Origin of the sequence: Devosia sp. Root635 (genome assembly GCF_001427605.1) — a bacterium.
GTDB lineage: Bacteria > Pseudomonadota > Alphaproteobacteria > Rhizobiales > Devosiaceae > Devosia.
This window is the reverse complement of the sequence record NZ_LMGZ01000018.1, coordinates 88906-109448: the sequence shown is the minus strand read 5'-3', so window position 1 is coordinate 109448 and position 20543 is coordinate 88906. Positions and strand designations below refer to the sequence as shown.

The following is a 20543-nucleotide window of genomic DNA, read 5'->3' as shown; positions in this document are numbered from 1 at the left end:
CGGAAACAAGGCCGCAAAGAGTATTGGATTGTCAGTAGTTTGATGTCGCTCGGCCATAAAAAGAAAGGCCCGCAACTGTTGCGGACCTTCCTGAACAGTGCCGGACTTCCTATTCGTCCCGATAGACCTTTTCGCGGCGCTCGTGCATTTCCTGGGCTTCCAGGCTCAGCGTGGCGATGGGGCGGGCATCGAGCCGGGCAATGCCGATCGGATCGCCGGTTTCCTCACAATAGCCGTAGGTGCCGTCGTCGATGCGCTTGAGCGCCGCATCGATCTTGGAGATCAGCTTGCGCTGCCGGTCGCGCGTGCGCAATTCGAGGGAGCGATCACTCTCGGAACTGGCGCGGTCGGCCATGTCCGGGTGGTTCTGGCTTTCTTCCTGCAGGTTCTCAAGGGTCTCGCGGCTCTCACGGAGGATATCATCCTTCCACGTGTTGAGCTTGGCGCGGAAATACTCCCGCTGCCGCGGATTCATGAACGGCTCGTTGTCACTGGGCCGGTATTCAATCACTTCTGCAACCGAAGACATCAGCAGACTCAACTCCCATGCGCCCCCACGGCGGCCTATATATGCGCCTCGACCCCACCGGGCAAGCGCACAAAAGCGGCGGTGCTTAACACAGGAAAGCCCCGGCGCGTCAGGCGCATAGCGCGATATTGACAACATTTTGATGACCAAGGGTCAGGCGGACGGGAAACGCCCGAACTTGGCCAGTTCCACGCGCACCCGCAGATCGATGTCATCGAGCACCGCGTCGAGTCCGGGCAGCGACCGTTCCCGCGCCTCCGCCAGCTTGGCGACCATATCGTCCAGGCGTTCGCCGCTGATCCGCCCGATCAGCAGGTCCGCCTTGATGTCGTCGAGCAGGTCGAGCAGCGACGCGCCGCGGCGAACCGCCTTCTTCTTGCCGGACAGTGGCTCGCCCACCGCCTGCAGCGCCAGGATCGCATCGATCCCCGCAGCAGCCTGCATGGGGGCGTTGCCGGCCACGCGGGCCGGCGCATTGCCGCCCACCGGCACGAAATCGCCACCCGCGCCGGAGCGGCCGGCGGCACTGCCGCGGCCGACGCCCGTCGTTCGGTTGGTGGTGTCGATGCGCAAGGCTGGACTCAAATCGGTTGGTGCCGTCATCGGCAAAATCTGCCGCCAGCCGTTAACAAGACCTTAACATGCCCGGCAAGAATTGCTCACCGGACCCTTCCGCCGATCCCGAGCAGCCCTTACCTGCCAGAAATCCCATTTGATATTAATGGACTAGCCGCTCGGACGCCAATTGGCACGGTTTTCGCAATGTGATCGGCGAGTGCTGCGCCATGGGGATGGCAGGCCGGAATACGGGGATGCCGAATGACCAAATCACTGCTGCACAGGCTGATCGCGGGGGCGCTCACCATTACAATGGTGCTGCTGCCAACGCTCGAAGCCCAGGCCGCGGCCGCTCGCATCAAGGATATCGTCGACTTTGAGGGCGTGCGCGAGAACCAGTTGGTCGGCTATGGCCTGGTCGTCGGCCTCAACGGCACTGGCGACAGCCTCAACAATTCCCCCTTCACCAAGCAGTCGCTGCAATCCATGCTGGAACGGCTGGGCGTCAACACCGCCGGCGAAAATGTCCGCACCGCCAATGTGGCGGCCGTGATGGTCACCGCCAACCTGCCGCCTTTCGCCACCCAGGGCTCGCGCATGGATGTTTCGGTCGCCGCGCTGGGCGATAGCGACAGCCTGCAGGGCGGCACGCTGCTGGTGACGCCGCTGCTCGGCGCCGACGGCGAAGTCTATGCCATCGCCCAGGGCCCGGTTTCCATCAATGGCTTCAAGGCCGAGGGCGACGCCGCCACCATCATTTCCGGCGTTCCCACCACCGGCCGCATTTCCTCGGGCGCGCTGATCGAGCGCGAGATCGATTTCCATCTCGGCAGCCAGACCTCGCTGCGCCTGGCCTTGCGCAACCCGGACCTGACGACCGCGCGTCGCATTGCCCTGGCCGTTAACGATTTCATCGGCGCCCCGACGGCAACGCCGGAAGACCCAGCCACGGTGAGGGTCACCCTGCCCTATGGCTTCAACGGCAATATCGTCGACCTGTTGACCGATATCGAGCAGTTGATGGTCGAGACCGACCAGATCGCCAAGATCGTCATCGACGAGAATTCCGGCATCATCGTCATGGGCAAGGATGTTCGCGTGTCGAGCGTGGCGGTGGCGCAGTCCAACCTCACCGTCACCATCGCCGAGAACCCCAATGTGGTGCAGCCCAATCCGCTGAGCCTGGGCGTGACGGCCGTCGAACCCAATACCGACCTCAACGCCAACCTGTCCGAGACCGCGCTGTCGGTCGTCAACGAATCCGTATCGCTGCAGGAACTGGTCGATGGGCTCAACGCCCTGGGCATATCCCCGCGCGACCTGATCGCCATCCTCCAGGCCATCAAGGCGACCGGCGCGCTGCAAGCCGAAATCGAGGTGCTGTGATGCTCGATCCCGTCAAGCGGACCGGCTCCACGCTCACCCCCGACCAGATCGCCAAGGTGCGCCAGCAGGCCGAGGAATTCGAAGGCGTCTTCCTCAATACCCTGACCAAGGAACTCTTCTCGTCCATCAAGACCGACGCGAGCGTCATGGGCGGCGGCTTCGGGGAAGAAACCTGGCGCTCCATGCAGTCCGAACAGCTCGCCGCCAACATGGCGCAGAATGGCGGGCTGGGCATTGCCGAACAACTCCTGCCCGACCTGCTCGCCATGCAGGAAGCGGCCAATAACCAGAACACCTTGCCGGGAGCCTACAAATGACCGCAGCCGCACGCCTCGCCGCCCTCGACAGCCTGCCGGCCGATGAGCTCTGCCGCATGGCCGAGATCGCCCTTGCCGCCCTTGTCGACGTCATGAACCAGGAAACCACCCTGCTTCGTGCCGGCCATATGCGGCAGGCCGGCACACTGACGCCCGAAAAGACGCGGCTGGCGCAGGATTATGTGAGCTTCGCCCGCTCGGTGCAGCGCCAGAGTGCGCGCCTCAAGGCGCAGGCGCCCGACGCCGTGGAACGTCTGCGCCTGGGCCACGAGCGCCTCGCGACACAGATGGCCGAGAATCTGCGCGTGCTGGCCACGGCGCGAATGGTCACCGAAGACCTGCTGACAGATGTCGCCAAGATCGTCGGGCAGCAGAACAAGGCAAAGACCTATGGACGGGGTGGCGCCATTGCAGCAGACCCCGCAGCATCGGCGCGTGGCATAGCAGTCAACCGGGCGCTTTGACTTGGACTCAATTTTAACCAATTGTAACGGATTGAAGTAACGGCGCCGCAAGAGCGGAGTATATACGATGACGACTGGCATTCGTGAATGCACGGGACAGCGTCATGATCACTGCAGTTGCGGCAGATCCAATCATCAGTAGCAGCGGCCTCGCTGGCTATCGCACGCGCCCCAGCCTTGGGGAGCGCAGCCTGTTGCCCGATAGCCCGCCGCCGGCACCGAAGAATTCAAGCACCAGCGACAACGGCAACTTTCCACAACATGACACGCCGGCGGAACCGATGCCGAAGCAGGACGCGGAACGCTTTGGCGCTGCCTCGATGTTCGCCGCCGCGGTGATTGCCGGCAAGATGCCCCCGGTTCCCACCACGATTGAAGAACTGATCATGCGCATCGGGTCCATTCCACTACCGCCGGAATCCGAGGCCCGGATCAAGGATCTGCTGGCCTAGGTTAACACAAGCTAACGCACCGCACGACAGGACCAGACCCAAAGCCCCGGAAATCCGGGGCTTTTTGTTTTGACCGTCAGGTATCGCGCGCAATTTGCCCAAATATTCATCGCCCGCTTAATCCTTCTTTAGAGCCTGCCGGATGAGGATCGCCTTGCCTCAGGAAGAGGCGCTTTAGTTTGCGTAATCCTAGAAAAGGACTATACGAATGGCCGATATCTCTCTCTCGAAAGCCGTCCGCTCGAACCTGCTCTCGCTGAAGAGCACCGCGGACATGATGGCGTCGACGCAGAACCGTCTCGCCACCGGCAACAAGGTGAACTCCGCTCTCGACAATCCGTCCAGCTGGTTCACTGCCCAGGGCCTCAACAACCGCGCCAGCGACCTCGGCGCCCTGCTCGACAACATGGCTAACGGCGTCCAGACGCTGGAAGCTGCCGACAATGGCCTGACCGCCATGACCAAGACCCTGGAATCGATGCAGTCGACCCTGCGCCAGGCCCGTCAGGACAAGTCCTTCCAGACCTCGTCCTTCGAACTGACCAAGGTTGATGCCAATGCCGAAGACCTCGGCCAGCTCAGCTTCTCGGGTGGTTCGGTCACCAACGTGGTTGGTGTCGATCTGATCAAGACCGGCTCGGGCGCGATCTCCGCTACCGCTGCCAAGTATGAAGCTCCGGCCGCTGCCGGCAAGGCCCAGGTCGTCGGCGACGCTGCTGCCTTCGACGACACCGCCGCTCAGGGCGCAATCGACCTGACCTTCACTTTCGGTGGCAAAACTGCGACGATCGCCGTCGCGGCTGATGCGGGCAACACTCGCACCACCACCGAACTTGCGACCGAAATTCAGTCGCAGATCGATGACTCCGACCTGGCCGGCAAGGTCACCTTCACGGAAGTTGCGACCGGCAAGTTCACCCTTGCCACAGTCGACAACGTCGACGGCGACATCACCCTTGGTGGTACCAGCGTTGATGCTGTATTCGGTACCGCTCCGGCGGACCCGGACGTTCCGGTCGCCGGCGAACGCGTTGCGTCCACCGGTTCGGACGGTAAGCACGAGTTCACGATCAACGGCAAGAAGGTCACGCTCACCGACGCCGACGCCACCGCAGAGGATGCCGTCGCAACCATCAATACTGCCCTTGGCGCCGACAAGAAGTTCGAGGCCTTCAAGGACACCGGTGGCAAGATCGGCCTTCGCGCCATTGCCGACGACGCCGGTGCCCTGGTGATCGATGGCACCGACAAGGCCCTGTTCGCCGCGCCGACGCAGAGCACCACGCTGAAGTTCGCTCGTTCGGTCGACGAATTGGTGACGGCCATCAACGACAGCGCGCTGCTGGATGGCAAGATCCGCGCCTCCAACGACAACGGCAAGCTCCGCATCGAGAACCAGTCGACCAAGGAACTCGAAGTCGAAGGCCTGTCGACCGACGGCAAGATCACCGGCGGTGCTGGCAAGTCCGACATCGACGGCAACTCGGTTCGCTCCGGCCTGGCCGATCAGTTCAACGAACTGCGCGACCAGCTCGACAAGCTCGCCGATGACGCTGCCTTCAACGGTATCAACCTGCTGCGTGGCGACAAGCTGTCGATCACCTTCAATGAAACCGGCACGTCTTCGATCGATATCCAGACCAAGGACAACAAGACGATCAACTCGGCCAACCTGGGCGTGTCGACCACTCTTGAAGCCTCCGATCTGGACAACGATACCTCGATCGACGCTGAACTGAGCAAGTTGAAGTCTGCCCTGAACGACGTTCGTGCCCAGGCTTCGTCCTTCGGCTCGAATCTCTCGATCGTGCAGAATCGCCAGACCTTCACCAACTCGATGATCGACACCCTCCAGAGCGGTGCCGGTAACCTGACCCTGGCCGACATGAACGAAGAAGCCGCCAATCTTCTGGCGCTGCAGACCCGCCAGTCGCTCTCGCAGAACTCGCTGTCGCTGGCCAGCCAGGCCGACCAGTCGGTTCTCCAGCTGATCCGCTAAGTCCAGGCTACATCGACATAAATTGGAGGGGCGGGCCGCAAGGTCCGCCCTTTCTCTTTGCCCCTGCCAATCGGTCATGGTTTATGCCGCATGAATTTTCATGGTTAACGCCGCTTTAACGAAAGGCTGCCTAAATGGTTACCAACGGGGCCAGAACCGGCCCGAAGGACCAATAGGGCAAGGATCACATTAGATGTCCGACATTTCTCTTTCGAAAGCAGTTCGCTCCAACCTGCTCTCGCTGCAGGGCACTGCGGACATGATGGCGCGCACCCAGGATCGCCTGGCCACCGGCAACAAGGTGAACTCTGCCCTGGACAATCCGAGCAACTGGTTCACCGCCCAGGGCCTCAACAATCGCGCCAGCGATCTCGGCGCCCTGCTCGACTCGATGGCCAACGGCGTCCAGACCCTGGAAGCCGCCGACAATGGCCTCACCGCCATGACCAAGACGCTGGAATCGATGCAGTCGACCCTGCGCCAGGCGCGCCAAGACAAGTCGTTCCAGACCGAATCCTTCGTGATGGCCGATATCGACGCCAATGATCCGCTGCTCGGTCAGATCAGCTTCTCCGGCGGCTCGGTGACCAATACGGTTGGCGTCGACCTCATCAAGACCGGCACTGGTTTTTCGGCGGCCATGACCGGCGCCTACGCCGCGCCCACTGCCCCGGTCAAGGCTTCCATCGAGCCTGGCACCGGCGTTACTGCCATCGACGACGCGGCCGCGCAGGCGGTTATCGACCTCGAATTCAGCTTTGACGACGGCCCGGTGCTCGACCTGGGCGTGGCTGTTGACGCAGGCGCGACGCGTACGCCGGCCGAACTGGCCGACATGATGCAGGACCTGATCGATGCCTCGCCCGCCTATGCCGGCAAGGTCACCATCAGCCAGGCCGCCGGCGTGTTCAGGCTGGAGACCGTTGGCAACGTCGATGGCGAATTCACCATCGGCGGCACTGACGGCAACGCCTTCTTCGGCGATCCGGCCAGTGCGACGGCAACCGAGAATCCCGTTTCGGTCACGGGCTCCAACGGCACGCACGATTTCACCATCAACGGCAAGAAGATCACGCTGACGCCCACGACCGGCCTTGATCTCGACACCGCCATCGCCTCGATCAACACCCAACTCGGCGCCGACGCCAAGTTCGAGGCCTACGATGCCCTGGGCGGCAAGATCGGCATTCGCGCGATCAAGGACAATGCCGGCCCCCTGACGATCGGCGGACCCGACGCGGACTTCTTCGGCACGCCGGCAGGCGGCGTCGTGGCCGGCACCTCCGGCACCCTGAAATTTGCCCGCACCACCGACGAAATGGTGGCCGCGATCAACGCCAATACGGCATTGAAGGGCAATATCCGCGCCTCCAACGACAACGGCAAGCTGCGTATCGAAAACCAGTCGACCCAGGAACTGACCGTCGAGGGCAAGGACGCTGACGGGGCCATCAATGGCGGCACCGGCACCTCCACGATCGAGGGCAATTCGGTCCGCACCGGCCTGGCCGACCAGTTCAACGAACTGCGCGACCAGCTCGACAAGCTCGCCGACGACGCCTCGTTCAACGGTATCAACCTGCTGCGCGGCGACAAGCTGACCATCACCTTCAACGAGACGGGCACGTCGTCCATCGACATCCAGACCAAGGGCGGCGATACCATCAACGCCAGCAATCTGGGCGTGCCGACCTCGCTGCTGCCCGAACAGCTCGACAGCGACCTGTCGATCGATGCCCTGCTGACCGACGTCAAGGCGGCGCTCGATCAGGTGCGTTCGCAGGCATCGACCTTCGGCTCGAACCTCTCGATCGTGGAAAACCGCCAGACCTTCACCAACTCGATGGTGGACACGCTGCAGACCGGCGCCGGCAACCTGACCTTGGCCGACATGAACGAGGAAGCCGCCAACCTGCTGGCCCTGCAGACGCGCCAGCAGCTTTCGCAGAACTCGCTGTCGCTGGCCAGCCAGGCCGACCAGTCGATCCTGCAACTGCTGCGGTAAATCGGTTACCATAGATCAACCGGAAGGCGGGCCCAGGCCCGCCTTCATTGTTTTCGCCACAGTGTCAGGCTAGATCAGACGGGCAATTGCGTGGAGGCTGGCTAAATGGCGCTCAAGGTCGAACTGAAACCTGGCGAAAAGCTGCTGGTGGGCAACTGCATCATCACCAATTCGGACCAGCGCACCCGCCTGTTCATCGACGGCCGGGCGCCCATTCTTCGCGAAAAGGACATCCTGACCTCGGAGACGGCCACAACGCCGGCCAAGCGCATCTACCTGGCCATCCAGTTGATGTATATTGACGAGGACCTCGATGCTGCCAAGTCATCTTACACGAGCCTGTCGAAAGACTTCCTCGAGGCCGTCCCCTCGGCAATTGAAATCATTAACCAAATCAATAACGAGATATTAACTGGCGCCCTGTACAAAGCTCTGAAAGCTGCCCAACGGCTTACCGAGTACGAACAGGAACTCCTCAATCATGCATCAGCAAGGCGCCCTGGCCTATCAGCAGACGACGAAAGTCGTTGAATCGCCCCGTGAACGCGAATCTGCCCTGCTGATGAAAGCGGCCGCCGGCCTGCAACGCGTGAAGGACGAGTGGGATATCGGCACCCAGCAGGAGCTCAAGTCGGCCTTGGCCTTCAACCGCAAGCTCTGGACCATCTTCATGGCCTCGGTGACCAAGGAAGACAATCCCCTGCCCCAGGACGTGCGCCAGAACATCGCCAATCTGGGCATGTTCATCATGAACCAGACCCGCGACATCCTGCTCGAAGTCAATCCGCAGCCCAATCAGCTCGACGTGCTGGTGCGTCTCAATCGCCAGATCGCCGCCGGCCTGCGCGGCAGCTAACCGAACATCCTCCCCAGCAAAAAACCCTCGGCTTGTGCCGAGGGTTTTTTGCTGGCCGTGATGCAATGGCTAGATGAATTTCACGAGGCTGAGCTGGCTGATCATCGAGGTCGCCTGGTAGCTGGCCTGCAGGCGCGTCTGCAGCGCCAGGATTTCCATCGCCACGTCTTCCTTGCTCACTGTCTCGACATCGCTCAGCAGGTTGTCGAGTTGCGCCTTGTAGTTGGTGTGACGCTCGGCGGCATTGTTGATGCCGATCTGAGCCACGGCCAGTTCCATGGTCAGAACCTCGATGGAGCCACGCTCGGAATTATGCGACTCCGACAGTTCCGACTGCTGCCGCCGCGCCATGGCATCGAAACGTCCCATCGCGTTGGTATCGGCATCCGGATAGGTCTCGACCGACATGGCGCCGAGCGTACGCACCATGCGCAACAGGCCGGATTCATTGGCCTCAAGGCCGTAGCTGACGCGCGTCGCATCATCGACCTGGGCGGTAACGCTCTGGCGCGGATTGCCTTCGGCAAGCATCGCCGTCTCGGTAAGGGCCTGCTCAAGCCCCTTGCTGAAATTCTCGGCGTTTTCGTCGGCCGTGGTACCGATGCTGAACTGGCCCGCTATCGCCTTGCCGACCACCGCGGTCAATTCGACCGTGCGCGTCGTGCCGTTGGGCTCTTTGAGGGTAACGCTGACTTTCTCGCCAGGGGTCAGCGTCGCCGTGAACGCGATGGCCACGCTGCTGGGATCAGCACCGGGAGGGGTGGTAGCGATATTGGTCGTATCGGGCGAGATCCCGGTGATCTGGAAGCCGTGCGCCGCCGAAACCGGCGACTTTTCCTGCAATGTCACGACGCCGGCGCTCGTCTTTATGCCCAACCGGCCCAGCCCCTCTGCCGCCACGGCGGGAGACTGGCCGCGATACCAGAGCACAGTATCAGCATCGGTCGCCACCTTGAGCGCCGTCGCCGTAGCCGGATCGCCATCGACCCGCAAGGCCGGTTCGCCGGGACCGTTGAAGAACATTTCCGCGGCGGCGAAAGTCGAAGCCGCTTCCAACTCGGACCCGGCGGCTGTTTCGAGGCTGGCCTGCAGCGCCGCCTTGAAATTGGTGGCGGTAATGGCCGGATCGGCAGGAATGGCGGGCGGGCCGGCGGTGCCGGGATCGACCACGAACTGTCCCTTGCCCGGAGGCGCATCCTCCGGGGCGATCGCGGTGAGCGTGATCTGGGTGTCCCGGCCGTCGGGCAGTTGCAGGCCCAGTGTTATGGTCTGGCCCGGCAGCATCTGTTCGGCGGGCGGCGCTTCGAAGGTGACGGTATTGGTGTTGCCGAGCTGCGGCACCGCGACGGGGGAGGCGGCGACCGCCCCCACATTCACCGATGCCGCCGGCGCCGTGCTGGTCACGCGCAGCAGTTTGAAACCGAACGGGTGGATGCCGTCCTCGGTCAGGCTGACGGAATTTGTCGTCGGCTGGTCGATCACGAGGCGCCCCAGTCCGTCGGTGCCGGCATCGGCAGCCTTGCGCTCGCCCACCACGCTCTTGAAGCCATCCTTGCCGCCGATGCCTTCGAGCAGGCTGGTCGTATCGGGCAACGGCGCGCTGTCGGTATTGGAACCGCCGAACAGGTAGCGCCCGGCCACATCGGCATTGAGCAGGGTGACCATTTCGTCGAACCGCGCCTTGGACAGGCCCGGCAGCGTGGCCATGTTGATATTGTTGGTGCCGTATTGCCCCTGCACCGCCGAATTGCGGGTTTCGCTCTCGATGGCATCGAGGCGGGTCATGGTCTTGTCCAGAAAGGTCAGGCGCAGGTTGACCGTGTCGATATTGGCCGAGAATCCCTCGATCTTGCTGAGGCGCGAGCGCACCGACAGCGACATGGGCAGGTCGCGTCCCATTTCCGAGAGCTTGGATGCGCGTTCGCCGGTGCCCAGTTGCATCTGCAGCGTGGCAAAGCGGCTTTGCATCTTCGAGATGACGCCGAACCCGGTTTGAAGCGGAAACATCGACTTGTTGACGATCATCTTACTCTACTCCCTCACATCCCGCCGCTGCCGTCATGTCGAAGCCAGCAGCGCGTCGAGCAGTTCCTTGACGACGGAAACCACGCGCGCATTGGCGGCATAGGCATTCTGCAACTCCATCAGCCGCGCCATTTCCTCATCGACATTGACGCCGTAGTCGGATTCCATCTGGTCAACGATGGTGTCCAGCGTCAGTTGGCGGTCGTCATTCTTGGTGATGGCCGCATTGATGGTCGACCCCTGGAAGCCGACCACCTGCGAGATCAGCTCGCTGAGATTGCCGCTCAACTGGAAACGCCCCGTATTGGCGGCAGGATTGCCCCCGGACACGAACTGCATCTTGCTGAGTTGGTCGATCACGTAGTCGGCGCGATCGGCATCGCCCAAGGTGCCGCCGACCTCGTATTGCACCAGCAGGCGATTGTCGGCGAGGATCGCCGGATTGATCGAGATACGCGCCGCGAAGCCCTGCTTCTGGGGCGGATCGGTATCGAGATTGTTGGTGAAAGCCGAATTGCCCTGGTCGACGAACAGGTTGAGCCCCAGCCCCGAACCCTGAAGGCTCGTCGAGCTGGAGCCGGCGACAGCGGTACGCACGTCGGTTTTGCCAGCAGCGCCATCGTCGAGGATGCGCAGGTTGTTGGCGCCGGTGCTGCTGATGTCGAGGTTCGGCAGCTTGGCATCGAGCGCAGCGGCAACGGCGCTCGCGCCGGCCGAGAAATCCACCCCGATGACCCGCTGGCCGGAGGCATCGACATAGTCCTGCGCCTGGCTGGTATTGACGACGCGGACCCGCTTTTCCACGCCATTCTCGGCATAGGTGAGCAGGACATCGTTGCCCGGCGCCATGTTGGAGATGTCGACATCAAGGCCTTCGGCGCCAAGGCCGTCGGCGGCAGCCACGCCGGCCGTCTTGTTGGTCGAGAAGGCCTGCGCCAGACCCGCGGCGATTTCATCGAGCTGGTCCTGCGCCTCGACCAGGGTCTTGTCGCGCAAGGTGACCAGGCCGCCAAGTTCGCCACCCTGCAGGACGCCCTGCGTCACCAGGTCGATGGTGAGGCCGGACGGCGTGGTCAGCGTCATCTTGCCGACCTTGGTCTTGGCCGGATCGACGTCGAACACCGAATTCGGCGACAGGTTGCCGGCGCTCTCGAATTTGAAGGTGGAGACGCCATTGTCGATCAGGCCGACACCTGAACGCGTCATCAGCGCCACGGTGCCGTCGGGGCGGTAATCGGCCCGCACGTCGATCATCTCGGCGACCGAACCGATCAGGCGGTCGCGCTGGTCGAGCAGCGCAGCACGGGACGTCTCGGTCATGCCCAGGTCGAGCATGCGGTTATTGACCTCGGCAAGCGAGTTCAGCATGCCATTCAGATTGTGGACATTCGAGGCAATCTGCCCCTCCGTCTCCTGACGCATGCCCTGGATGGTGGTGGAAAGCCGGTTGAGCGTTTCCACCATGCTTTGTGCCGAGGCAACGGCCTGGGCCCGTGAATTGTAGTCGTCGGGGCTGGTAGCAATGCCCTGGAGGGCATTCTGCAAATCGCCGAATACCGTATCGAGCGAGCCGGCCGTGCCGGGCTTGCCCATGAAGCCCTGGAGGCGATCGAGATAGCCTGCCTGGATGCCGGAATTGGCGGTGTCGGAAACCTGGCGGTTGTAATAGGCCTGCAGGCTGGAATTGAAGGCGCGATGCGTGCCCACCGAGCGGGCGTAGCTGCTGTCCTGCGAATTGTAGTCGACAATGTTGAGCGACTGCCGGTGGTAGCCCGGCGTGCCAGAATTGGCGATGTTGCGGCTCAGGATGTCGAGAGAATCCTGATTGACCCGCAGACCGGACACAGCGTTGGTGAGGGATGCCGTCAAACCCATTCACGAGGACTCCACACTGGGAAAACCGGCCCGGAACCAGGTCCCGAGCCGTCTACTGGCTTGCTCCGCGTCAGCGGATCATGTTGAGCGCTTCCTGGAGCATGTCGTCGGCCGCGCTGACGATGCGCGTGCCGGCCGCATAGGCCTGCTGGGTCACGATCAGCTTGGTGAACTCGTCGGAAATATCGGTATTGGAGGCTTCGAGTGCCCCGCCGATGACGCCCGAGCCGGAAAGATCGAGAATGGCCTCGCCCGATTCCGAGGTGCTGGCGAACACGCCGCCATCGAGCCGCTTGAGCTTGTTGATGGCGTTGAATTCGGCCGTCACCACCTGCGCCATATCGATGCGCTCGCCGTTGGAATAGGTCGCCACGACGCGGCCGCTGTCATTGATGGCCACCGAGACGAACTCGCCGGCGCCATACCCGTTCTGGTTCAGCGTCGAGACATTGACCGTGCCGTTGACATCGGCGAACTGGGACACGCCATTGGTGTCGTGCTTGAGTTCCACATCGCCCAGCGCCACGCCATTGACCACGAGATCATTGATCATCGCCGTGGGAACGCCGGGAGGCACCAGCGAACCATCGCCGCGGAAGGTGTAGTCCTGATCCACGCGCGTCCACATCGGCGATGTACCCGTCGCCGCGCTGTTGGACATGTAATAGAGGTTCCACGTATCGGCGCCGCCCGCGGCAGCGCTGTCCACCTTGGCCCAGCGCATCTGGACGTTGGCCGGAGCGCCGTTCTCGGCATAGACCGTTATGGCGCCGCCAGCGACCGAATTGGCCTTGAACTCGGCATCGAGGTCCGCCGCGATCGTCTCCACGTCCGGGCGCGTCGGCGCGGTGGATGCGCCATCCGTCAGGCCCAGGGCCGTCATGGCGGCGGCGTCGCCGGTCACCAAGAAGGAGGCGTGGTAGTCGGAGCCCAGCGTGATCTCGAGATTGTCGGCGCCATTGATGCCGATGGTGGCTGTCGCCGCAGCCGGGCCGCCCGCCGAGATCAACCCCGCCTGCATCGCCGCGAGAGCAGCGTTAATCGACACGGGCGGAACAGTGGTGGCCGATACGTCAATGCCGACATTGGTGCCGCTATAAGTCTCCCCGGGCGGAAGAAGATCGCTGTCGTAAAAGTCGAATTTGACCGCAGTGCCGTTCACCGTGACGGTGATGGATTCGCCTGGCGTCATCACCGTAGCCGCATTGAGCGTACCATCGGTCAAGAGGCCACCGGCGCCGGCCTTGGTCGCCGTGGTGGAGCCAGCCAGGTAGTCGTTGGCCTCCATCAGCTCGCTATTGTAGATGGTGGGGTTGTAGCCGGTGTTCTTGGGCAGCTGCGGCAGGTTGGCCTGATAGTTGACGCGGGTCGTCGCCTGGGCCGGCAGGAAGTTGTTGGAGAGGTGGATCACCTCGGGCACCGAGCCCGAAATGTTGCCGGTCAGCGTATCGATCGGCAGGCCCTTGAGGTAGTAGCCGGCGCCGTTGACCAGCAGGCCATCCTTGTCGATCTCGAAATCGCCACGGCGGGTGTAGAAATTGGTGCCGGCAAACACGGCATTGCCGTCCGACTGGCCGATCTTGGGCTCGACCACGAAGAAGCCGTTGGAATTGAGGGCGATGAAGGTTTCGTCCGAAACCGTCTTGATGTCGCCCTGCACATTGTTGGTGCCGCGCGACTGGGCCAGCACGGCGCCGGGCACCTGGCGGGTGATCGGAGCATCGGGGATCAGGTCGAGGAAATCGGTCTCGATCCGCTTGTAGCCCGTCGTCTGCGAGTTCGCGATATTGCCCGAAATGTTTTCCAAGGCATGCGCCTGAGCCCGCAGACCCGTCACCGCACTGGAAAGAGCGCCATAAATGCCCATGTGAAACTCCGTAAAAACCCGTTTGCGTCGCCGGACGCGTTCGCCAAGGACAAAGCAAGCACGATGCCAACTAGCTTCGATATTGATTTTACTAGCTTATTTGTCGGGAGACGGCCGAAATGTGGCGACATCCCGGCAATTGAGTCCGAGCCGGCGGCAGAAATTGCCGCCCGCTTGTGAAGGCGCGATCCTTCGACTACACGATCAAGCCAACCCACAGGGTCATTCCCGCGAAAACGGGAACCTCTGTTTGCGGCACGAATAAAAGGAAACGGAGGTTCCCGCTTTCGCGGGAATGACACCGAGAGGGGCGACGGCAGTCGTTATCCAGGATGCTGTTCAGTAGTGCCGATGAGTTCGTGAAAGCCCCGCGCCGCGCCGTGACGGTGTTCGGCATGGCCGGGGTCGGCAAGACGCGGCTGTCCAACATGCTGCGCGCCAGCAAGTGGTTCCACTACTCGGCCGACTACCGCATCGGCACGCGCTATATGGGCGAATATATCGTCGACAACTTCAAGCTCGAGGCGATGAAGGTGCCGTTCCTGGCTGAGCTGCTACGCTCGGACTCGATCTATATCTCGTCCAACATCACCTTCGACAATCTCGATCCGCTGTCGACCTATCTCGGCACGCCCGGCAATCCCGACAAGGGCGGCCTGCCGCTGGCCGAATACCAGCGCCGCCAGGAGCAGCACAGGATCGCAGAAGTCGATGCGCTCAAGGACGTGCCGCATTTCATCGAGCGCGCCAAGGCGCTCTATGGCTATGACGACTTCATCGCCGATACCGGCGGCTCGCTGATCGAGGTGATCGATCCCACCGATCCGCAAGACCCGGTGGTGAAGACTTTGGCCGCCTCGACCGCCCTGCTCTATATCCGCGGCACGGAAAAGGACGCGACCGAACTGGTGCGCCGCTTCCGGCAATCGCCCAAGCCCATGTATTACCGCCCGCCCTTCCTCATCGAGAAATGGGCCGAATACAAGCTGATCAACGGCATCGTGGAAGATTGCGACGTCGATCCGTTGGGTTTCGGCGCCTGGGGCTTCGAGGCCCTGCTGCATGACCGGCTGCCGCGCTACCAGGCGCTGGCCGACAATTTCGGCTATGTGGTCGAAGCATCGGACCTGGCCACGGTCCGCGACGGTGACGAATTCATCGATCTCATGGCCGCCGCGATCGAGCAGCGAATGCGTTAGCGCGGGCTCCACTGGAGACGCGCCACGCCTGCATCGCTTTTCGATCAAACTCGTTCAAGAGGCTGATATGCCTATCCGAATCCCCGACAACCTGCCTGCCCGCAAGACCCTCGAAGACGAGGGCGTCAACGTGATGGATTCCGCCCGCGCCGCGCGGCAGGACATCCGTCCGCTCGAAATCGGCCTGCTCAACCTGATGCCCAACAAGGAGCGCACCGAAACCCAGTTCACCCGCCTGATCGGCTCGACGCCGCTGCAGGTGGACCTGACACTGGTGCGGGTGACCGAGCACCAGTCCAAGAATACGTCCGAGGATTATCTCAAGGCCTTCTACAAGACCTGGGACGAGGTGCGGGAAAAGAAGTTCGACGGCTTCATCGTCACCGGTGCGCCCATCGCCAACATTCCCTTCGAGGAGGTCCGCTACTGGCCCGAAATGCTCGAAATCATGGATTGGACGCAGACCAATGTGCACCACACGATGTTTATCTGCTGGGGGGCCCAGGCGGCTTTGGACCACTTCCATGGCGCCAAGCGCTACCGCATGCCGGAAAAGGCCTTCGGCGTGTTCCGTCACCAGGTGATCAACCCGCGCTCGCCCTTCCTGCGTGGCTTCTCGGACAGCCCGATGATCCCGGTATCGCGCTATAACGACATCGACCGGGCGACCTTCGGACCGGACCTCGAAGTGCTGATCGATAACCCGGATATCGGCGTCTGCATGCTGGGCGACCAGAAGCACCGGGCGGTGCATTTCCTCAATCACCTGGAATATGACAACCGCTCGCTGGCCGATGAATATGAGCGCGACCAGAAGGCAGGGCTCGATACGGCGCCGCCGCTCAACCTCTTTCCCAATGGCGACACGTCAGCCACGCCGGAAAACCGCTGGCGCAGCCACGCCCATCTGCTGTTCCAGAACTGGATCAACGAGATCTACCAGACGACGCCATACGAGATGGACAGGATCGGGACCACGTAAGGCTGACCGCCAGAACGAACCCGATCTATCCCACCCACAATCGCTTCCCCCGGACTTGATCCGGGGGTCTTTCGCCGCACACACCGCGCTGATAGCGACCCGCGGGTCAAGCCCGCGGGAGGCGGCGGTGGGTGGGGGATGCTCGGCGTGCATGCTTGAACACGCTGGACAAATCCCTATCTTGCGCAGGGACAAGTGAGACATAAGCGTGCCCCAGCCACCCACGACCATCGTCGACGAACTGGGCATTGCCCTGTCCAACCTGGCCGACGCCGCCACGGGCGCCTTTACCCCGACATTGCGGCTGGGCGTGACCGGCCTGAGCCGGGCCGGCAAGACCATTTTCATCACTGCACTGGTGCATAACCTGCTGACCGGCGGCCGCCTGCCCGGCTTTGCGCCGCTCGCCGAGGGGCGCTTCATCGGCGCACGACTGGCCGAATATCCCGACGCCACCATTCCGCGCTTCGCCTATGAGCAGCATCTGGACGCGCTGACCGGCAAGGTGCCGACCTGGCCGGAAAGCACACGGCGGATTTCCCAGCTTCGCGTGGTGCTGAAATTCCAGTCGAAGAACTGGTATTCCGGCATGACCGGGCCTTCGACCGTCAATCTCGACATTGTGGACTATCCCGGCGAATGGCTGCTCGACCTGCCTTTGCTGGGGCTGAGCTTTGCCGAGTGGAGCGCCGAGGCGCTGGACCGCGCCGACCGGCCGGGTTCGAGCAAGGAGGCAGGGCCGTTCCTCGACCTGCTCGAAAGCACCGACCCGCTCAAGGAAGCCAACGATCCCGACGCCGAGAAGCTGGCGACAGCTTTCACCGACTATCTGCGCAAGAGCCGCGAACATCAGGCGCTCTCCACTCTGCCGCCCGGCCGCTTCCTGCTGCCGGGGGACCTGGAAGGCTCGCCTGCACTGACCTTCGCGCCCCTGCCGCCGCAGCGGCAAGCCATCCGCGGCAACAGCCTCTATGCCATGCTGGAGCACCGCTACGAGGCCTATAAGGACCGCATCGTACGTCCCTTCTTCCGCGACCACTTCGCCCGGCTGGACCGGCAGATCGTGCTGGTGGATGCTTTGCGGGCACTCAATACCGGCCCGGCCGCCGTGGCGGACCTCGAGACGGCGTTGACATCAGTGCTGGCCTGCTTCCGCCAGGGCGAGACCAATCCGCTGCTCCGCCCCTTCGTGCGCAAGATCGACCGGATATTGTTCGCGGCCACCAAGGCCGACCATGTGCATCACACCAGCCATGACCGGCTGGAGGCCATTCTCAACCGCCTTGTCGCCAATGCCGGCAAGCGCGCCCGCTTTGCTGGGGCCGAGGTCAAATCCATCGCCATGGCCGGCATTCGCGCCACGCGCGAGGGCACGATATCGGAGGGTGGCGAGACGTTGCCCACCATTGTCGGCACGCCGATGCAGGGCGAGACGCTGGATGGCGTGACCTATGACGGTAAGACGGAAATCGCCTTGTTTCCCGGTGACTTACCGGAGCGGCCGGATTCACTGTTCGAGGACGGCACGCCCGTCGCGCTCAACTTCCTGCGCTTCACCCCGCCGCAAAAGCTCGACCGCAACGCCAATGGCGACGTGGTGCTGCCCCATATCCGCTTCGACCGCGCGCTGGACTATCTGCTGGGAGACTGGCTCGCATGAAACGCCCCATCGCCCGCCCCACCATACCGGCTGACGACGCCCCCGAGCCCTTCCGCACGCCAAGGGCCTTCGCGCCGGCCAAGGTGGAAATCATCGAGCCGGAATTCGATGCTGCTACCGACGAAACGCTGATCGCGCCGGCGCCGCGCCGCATGGGCTGGGTTGGGCGGCTGGCCTGGGCCGCCGGCGGCATTCTGGTCTCGGCCGGGTTGGGCCTCGCCGCCGACCGGCTGATCCGCGACCTCTTTGCCGCCAATGAGTGGCTGGGCTGGCTGGGGCTTGGCGTGCTGGGGGTCTTCCTCATCGCCGTGCTGGCGCTGGCGGCCCGCGAAGTCTTCGCCCTGCGCCGCCTGCGCGTGCTCGATGCCTTGCGGCGCGACGCGGCAGCGGCAGTCGCCGAGAATGACGGACACAAGGCAAAGCACGTCGTCAGCAGCCTTGAGGGCATCTATGCCGGCCGGCCCGATCTGGCGCGGGCGCGGCAGGGTGTGGCCGACAACCTGCCCCATATGTTCGACGGGCACGAAATGATCGCGCTGGCCGAACGCAGCCTGATGGCGCCGCTCGATGCACGCGCGAAAGTGCTGACGGCCGCCTCGGCGCGCCGCGTGGCGCTGGTGACGACCGTGTCGCCGCGCGCATTGGTTGATATTGCCTTCGTCATCTATGAGAGCTTCCGCCTGTCCGGGGCTATTGCACGGCTTTACGGAGCCCGTCCGGGCTTCTTCGGCTCTTGGCGGCTGCTTGGCGCCATCCTGACCCATCTGGCCGTCACCGGCGGCCTGGTGCTGACCGATGGGGTGGTGGAACAACTGGTGGGTCAGGGGTTGGCGGCCAAGCTCTCGGCCCGGCTGGGCGAGGGCGTGGTCAATGGCTTGATGACGGTGCGCGTGGGGATTGCTGCCATGCGCGTCGTCCGGCCCCTGCCCTTCGAGACGCAGAAACAGCCTATGGTGCGGGACTTCATTCCCGAGCTGACCAACCTGGCCGGCGATGTGGCCAAATAGGCTCAGTCCTTGGCAGCGCTCGGTGCCAGCGTCAGCTTGAGGCCGTCGATCGCGTCGCTGCACAGGATCTGGCAGCAGAGCCGGGAGTTGGAGCGGACATCGCCGACGCTGTCGAGCATGTCCTCTTCCTCGTCGCTGGGTGCGCCGACAACGTCAAGCCAGTCTTTGTCGACATAGACATGGCAGGTGGCGCAGCTCATGGCGCCACCGCATTCGGCCTTGATATTGAGGCCCCAGTCGCGGATGACCTCCATGACGCGCCAGCCCTCGAGCCCTTCGAGCTCGTGGTTTTCGCCGGCCTGGTCGGTGACATGGATGATCATGGTCAGGCGACGCCCAGCTTCTTCTGCAGCTTGGTGGAACTGGTGGTATACTGGAATACCACGCGCTCGTCCGGCGAAACGATCTTCTTGGCAGCCTGGGCCATCAGCGCCGCTTCATGGAAGCCGGACAGGATGAGCTTGAGCTTGCCGGGATAGGAATTGATGTCGCCGATGGCGAAGATGCCCGGCACCGAGGTTTCGAACTTCTCGGTATCGACGACGATGGTGTTGTCGTTGAGCTCCAGCCCCCAATCGGCCACCGGGCCCAGCTTCATGGTCAACCCGAAGAAAGGCAGCAAACGCGTTGCTGGCACTGACAGATCGCCCGCGTCGGTCGTCAGGTGTACGTGGTTGATCTGGCCATCCTCGCCGTCGAGCTTGGCGATCTGGCCGGTGAGGAAATTGATCTTCCCCTCGCCCACCAGCTCCTGCATCTTGTTGACCGAGGCCGGGGCCGCCTTGAATACGGCGCGGCGATGGACCAGCGTCAGCGAGCGGACAATGGGCTGGAGATTGAGGGTCCAGTCGAGGGCGGAATCGCCGCCGCCGACGATGACCACGTCCTGGCCACGGAAATCGTCCATCTTGCGGACGGAATAGAAAACCGACGTATTTTCAAAGGCTTCGATGCCGTCCACCGGCGGCCGCTTGGGCTGGAACGAGCCGCCCCCGGCTGCGATGACCACGACCTTGGCGTGAAACACCTCGTCGGCGTCGGTCGACAGCCTGAATGAGCCGTCCGGCTGCTTTTCGATCGTGTTGATCATGCGGTTGAAGTGGAATTCGGGCGCGAAGGGCGCGATCTGCGCCATCAGGTTGTCGGTGAGCTGCTGGCCGGTGACGACAGGGAAACCGGGGATATCGTAGATGGGCTTCTCGGGATAAAGCTCGGCGCACTGGCCGCCGGGACGGTCGAGAATGTCAATGAAATGACATTTGAGATCGAGCAATCCGAGTTCGAAGGCCGCGAACAGCCCGCAGGGGCCCGCGCCGACGACGACGACATCGGTGGTGATTTCAGTGGTCATTCCAGACTCTT

At 62.9% G+C, this 20543-nt stretch carries 19 protein-coding genes; 12 read left to right on the top strand and 7 right to left on the bottom strand.

Annotated elements, in window-relative coordinates:
- Window positions 1-109: 109 nt before the first annotated feature.
- Entirely contained in the window at window positions 110-529 is a 420-nt protein-coding gene (gene dksA, locus ASD80_RS09770; protein ID WP_056232118.1) for an RNA polymerase-binding protein DksA, read from the bottom strand.
- 153 nt (window positions 530-682) lie between these two features.
- Window positions 683-1132, bottom strand: a complete 450-nt coding sequence (locus tag ASD80_RS09765) for a flagellar assembly protein FliX (RefSeq protein WP_082555183.1) — start codon at window positions 1130-1132, stop codon at window positions 683-685.
- A 267-nt stretch (window positions 1133-1399) separates the two neighbouring features.
- On the opposite strand from ASD80_RS09765, the gene ASD80_RS09760 reads away from it, so the two are divergent.
- From ASD80_RS09760 to flaF, 8 genes are all read left to right on the top strand, one after another.
- On the top strand, window positions 1400-2473 hold the full coding sequence (locus tag ASD80_RS09760; RefSeq protein ID WP_082555214.1) for a flagellar basal body P-ring protein FlgI: 1074 nt from the start codon (window positions 1400-1402) through the stop codon (window positions 2471-2473).
- Window positions 2473-2790 (top strand): rod-binding protein, encoded by a 318-nt coding sequence (locus ASD80_RS09755; protein WP_056232111.1) that lies wholly within the window; start codon window positions 2473-2475, stop codon window positions 2788-2790. The genes ASD80_RS09760 and ASD80_RS09755 overlap by 1 nt, the downstream gene beginning before the upstream one ends.
- Window positions 2787-3254: a hypothetical protein gene (locus ASD80_RS09750; RefSeq protein ID WP_056232108.1), complete on the top strand. Its 468-nt coding sequence runs from the start codon at window positions 2787-2789 to the stop codon at window positions 3252-3254. Before ASD80_RS09755 ends, ASD80_RS09750 begins: the two co-directional genes overlap by 4 nt.
- Window positions 3255-3358: 104 nt before the next feature.
- Window positions 3359-3706 (top strand): hypothetical protein, encoded by a 348-nt coding sequence (locus ASD80_RS09745; protein ID WP_056232105.1) that lies wholly within the window; start codon window positions 3359-3361, stop codon window positions 3704-3706.
- Window positions 3707-3914: 208 nt separating this feature from the next.
- Window positions 3915-5705, top strand: coding sequence for a flagellin (locus ASD80_RS09740; protein WP_056232104.1), 1791 nt, complete (start codon window positions 3915-3917; stop codon window positions 5703-5705).
- 193 nt (window positions 5706-5898) lie between these two features.
- A complete protein-coding gene (locus ASD80_RS09735) occupies window positions 5899-7710 on the top strand; it encodes a flagellin (protein ID WP_056232100.1) in 1812 nt (603 codons plus the stop codon).
- 105 nt (window positions 7711-7815) lie between these two features.
- Entirely contained in the window at window positions 7816-8241 is a 426-nt protein-coding gene (flbT, locus tag ASD80_RS09730; protein WP_056232096.1) for a flagellar biosynthesis repressor FlbT, read from the top strand.
- Entirely contained in the window at window positions 8192-8566 is a 375-nt protein-coding gene (gene flaF, locus ASD80_RS09725; RefSeq protein ID WP_082555182.1) for a flagellar biosynthesis regulator FlaF, read from the top strand. Before flbT ends, flaF begins: the two co-directional genes overlap by 50 nt.
- A gap of 69 nt (window positions 8567-8635) precedes the next feature.
- Here flaF and ASD80_RS09720 read toward each other — a convergent pair whose 3' ends face one another.
- From ASD80_RS09720 to ASD80_RS09710, 3 genes are all read right to left on the bottom strand, one after another.
- Window positions 8636-10591, bottom strand: coding sequence for a hypothetical protein (locus tag ASD80_RS09720; RefSeq protein WP_056232084.1), 1956 nt, complete (start codon window positions 10589-10591; stop codon window positions 8636-8638).
- 33 nt (window positions 10592-10624) lie between these two features.
- Entirely contained in the window at window positions 10625-12466 is a 1842-nt protein-coding gene (flgK, locus tag ASD80_RS09715; protein WP_056232081.1) for a flagellar hook-associated protein FlgK, read from the bottom strand.
- Between the two features lie 70 nt (window positions 12467-12536).
- On the bottom strand, window positions 12537-14333 hold the full coding sequence (locus tag ASD80_RS09710; protein WP_056232078.1) for a flagellar hook protein FlgE: 1797 nt from the start codon (window positions 14331-14333) through the stop codon (window positions 12537-12539).
- A 359-nt stretch (window positions 14334-14692) separates the two neighbouring features.
- Here ASD80_RS09710 and ASD80_RS09705 point away from each other — a divergent pair, with 359 nt between their 5' ends.
- The 4 genes from ASD80_RS09705 (at window position 14693) to ASD80_RS09690 (ending at window position 19181) form a co-directional block, all read left to right on the top strand.
- Window positions 14693-15532, top strand: a complete 840-nt coding sequence (locus ASD80_RS09705) for an ATPase (RefSeq protein WP_244488974.1) — start codon at window positions 14693-14695, stop codon at window positions 15530-15532.
- A gap of 67 nt (window positions 15533-15599) precedes the next feature.
- Complete coding sequence (locus tag ASD80_RS09700) at window positions 15600-16514, top strand: homoserine O-succinyltransferase (protein ID WP_056232073.1); 915 nt, start codon at window positions 15600-15602, stop codon at window positions 16512-16514.
- Window positions 16515-16722: 208 nt separating this feature from the next.
- Complete coding sequence (locus tag ASD80_RS09695) at window positions 16723-18174, top strand: YcjX family protein (RefSeq protein WP_056232070.1); 1452 nt, start codon at window positions 16723-16725, stop codon at window positions 18172-18174.
- Window positions 18171-19181, top strand: a complete 1011-nt coding sequence (locus ASD80_RS09690) for a YcjF family protein (protein ID WP_056232068.1) — start codon at window positions 18171-18173, stop codon at window positions 19179-19181. Before ASD80_RS09695 ends, ASD80_RS09690 begins: the two co-directional genes overlap by 4 nt.
- Before the next feature lie 2 nt (window positions 19182-19183).
- Here ASD80_RS09690 and ASD80_RS09685 read toward each other — a convergent pair whose 3' ends face one another.
- Both ASD80_RS09685 and ASD80_RS09680 read right to left on the bottom strand, forming a co-directional pair.
- Window positions 19184-19504: a 2Fe-2S iron-sulfur cluster-binding protein gene (locus tag ASD80_RS09685; RefSeq protein WP_056232065.1), complete on the bottom strand. Its 321-nt coding sequence runs from the start codon at window positions 19502-19504 to the stop codon at window positions 19184-19186.
- A 2-nt stretch (window positions 19505-19506) separates the two neighbouring features.
- Complete coding sequence (locus ASD80_RS09680; protein ID WP_056232062.1) at window positions 19507-20532, bottom strand: NAD(P)/FAD-dependent oxidoreductase; 1026 nt, start codon at window positions 20530-20532, stop codon at window positions 19507-19509.
- Between the last annotated feature and the right edge of the window lie 11 nt (window positions 20533-20543).

What these genes read in the sequence shown, in the direction of transcription:
- ASD80_RS09755 (WP_056232111.1), top strand. Translation starts at nt 2,473, where the DNA reads ATGCTCGATCCCGTCAAGCGGACCGGCTCCACGCTCACCCCCGACCAG.
- flgK (WP_056232081.1), bottom strand. Translation starts at nt 12,466, where the DNA reads ATGGGTTTGACGGCATCCCTCACCAACGCTGTGTCCGGTCTGCGGGTC.
- ASD80_RS09690 (WP_056232068.1), top strand. Translation starts at nt 18,171, where the DNA reads ATGAAACGCCCCATCGCCCGCCCCACCATACCGGCTGACGACGCCCCC.
- ASD80_RS09720 (WP_056232084.1), bottom strand. Translation starts at nt 10,591, where the DNA reads ATGATCGTCAACAAGTCGATGTTTCCGCTTCAAACCGGGTTCGGCGTC.
- ASD80_RS09700 (WP_056232073.1), top strand. Translation starts at nt 15,600, where the DNA reads ATGCCTATCCGAATCCCCGACAACCTGCCTGCCCGCAAGACCCTCGAA.
- dksA (WP_056232118.1), bottom strand. Translation starts at nt 529, where the DNA reads ATGTCTTCGGTTGCAGAAGTGATTGAATACCGGCCCAGTGACAACGAG.
- ASD80_RS09710 (WP_056232078.1), bottom strand. Translation starts at nt 14,333, where the DNA reads ATGGGCATTTATGGCGCTCTTTCCAGTGCGGTGACGGGTCTGCGGGCT.
- ASD80_RS09750 (WP_056232108.1), top strand. Translation starts at nt 2,787, where the DNA reads ATGACCGCAGCCGCACGCCTCGCCGCCCTCGACAGCCTGCCGGCCGAT.
- ASD80_RS09740 (WP_056232104.1), top strand. Translation starts at nt 3,915, where the DNA reads ATGGCCGATATCTCTCTCTCGAAAGCCGTCCGCTCGAACCTGCTCTCG.
- flbT (WP_056232096.1), top strand. Translation starts at nt 7,816, where the DNA reads ATGGCGCTCAAGGTCGAACTGAAACCTGGCGAAAAGCTGCTGGTGGGC.
- ASD80_RS09735 (WP_056232100.1), top strand. Translation starts at nt 5,899, where the DNA reads ATGTCCGACATTTCTCTTTCGAAAGCAGTTCGCTCCAACCTGCTCTCG.
- ASD80_RS09680 (WP_056232062.1), bottom strand. Translation starts at nt 20,532, where the DNA reads ATGACCACTGAAATCACCACCGATGTCGTCGTCGTCGGCGCGGGCCCC.
- ASD80_RS09760 (WP_082555214.1), top strand. Translation starts at nt 1,400, where the DNA reads ATGGTGCTGCTGCCAACGCTCGAAGCCCAGGCCGCGGCCGCTCGCATC.
- ASD80_RS09685 (WP_056232065.1), bottom strand. Translation starts at nt 19,504, where the DNA reads ATGATCATCCATGTCACCGACCAGGCCGGCGAAAACCACGAGCTCGAA.
- flaF (WP_082555182.1), top strand. Translation starts at nt 8,192, where the DNA reads ATGCATCAGCAAGGCGCCCTGGCCTATCAGCAGACGACGAAAGTCGTT.
- ASD80_RS09745 (WP_056232105.1), top strand. Translation starts at nt 3,359, where the DNA reads ATGATCACTGCAGTTGCGGCAGATCCAATCATCAGTAGCAGCGGCCTC.
- ASD80_RS09765 (WP_082555183.1), bottom strand. Translation starts at nt 1,132, where the DNA reads ATGACGGCACCAACCGATTTGAGTCCAGCCTTGCGCATCGACACCACC.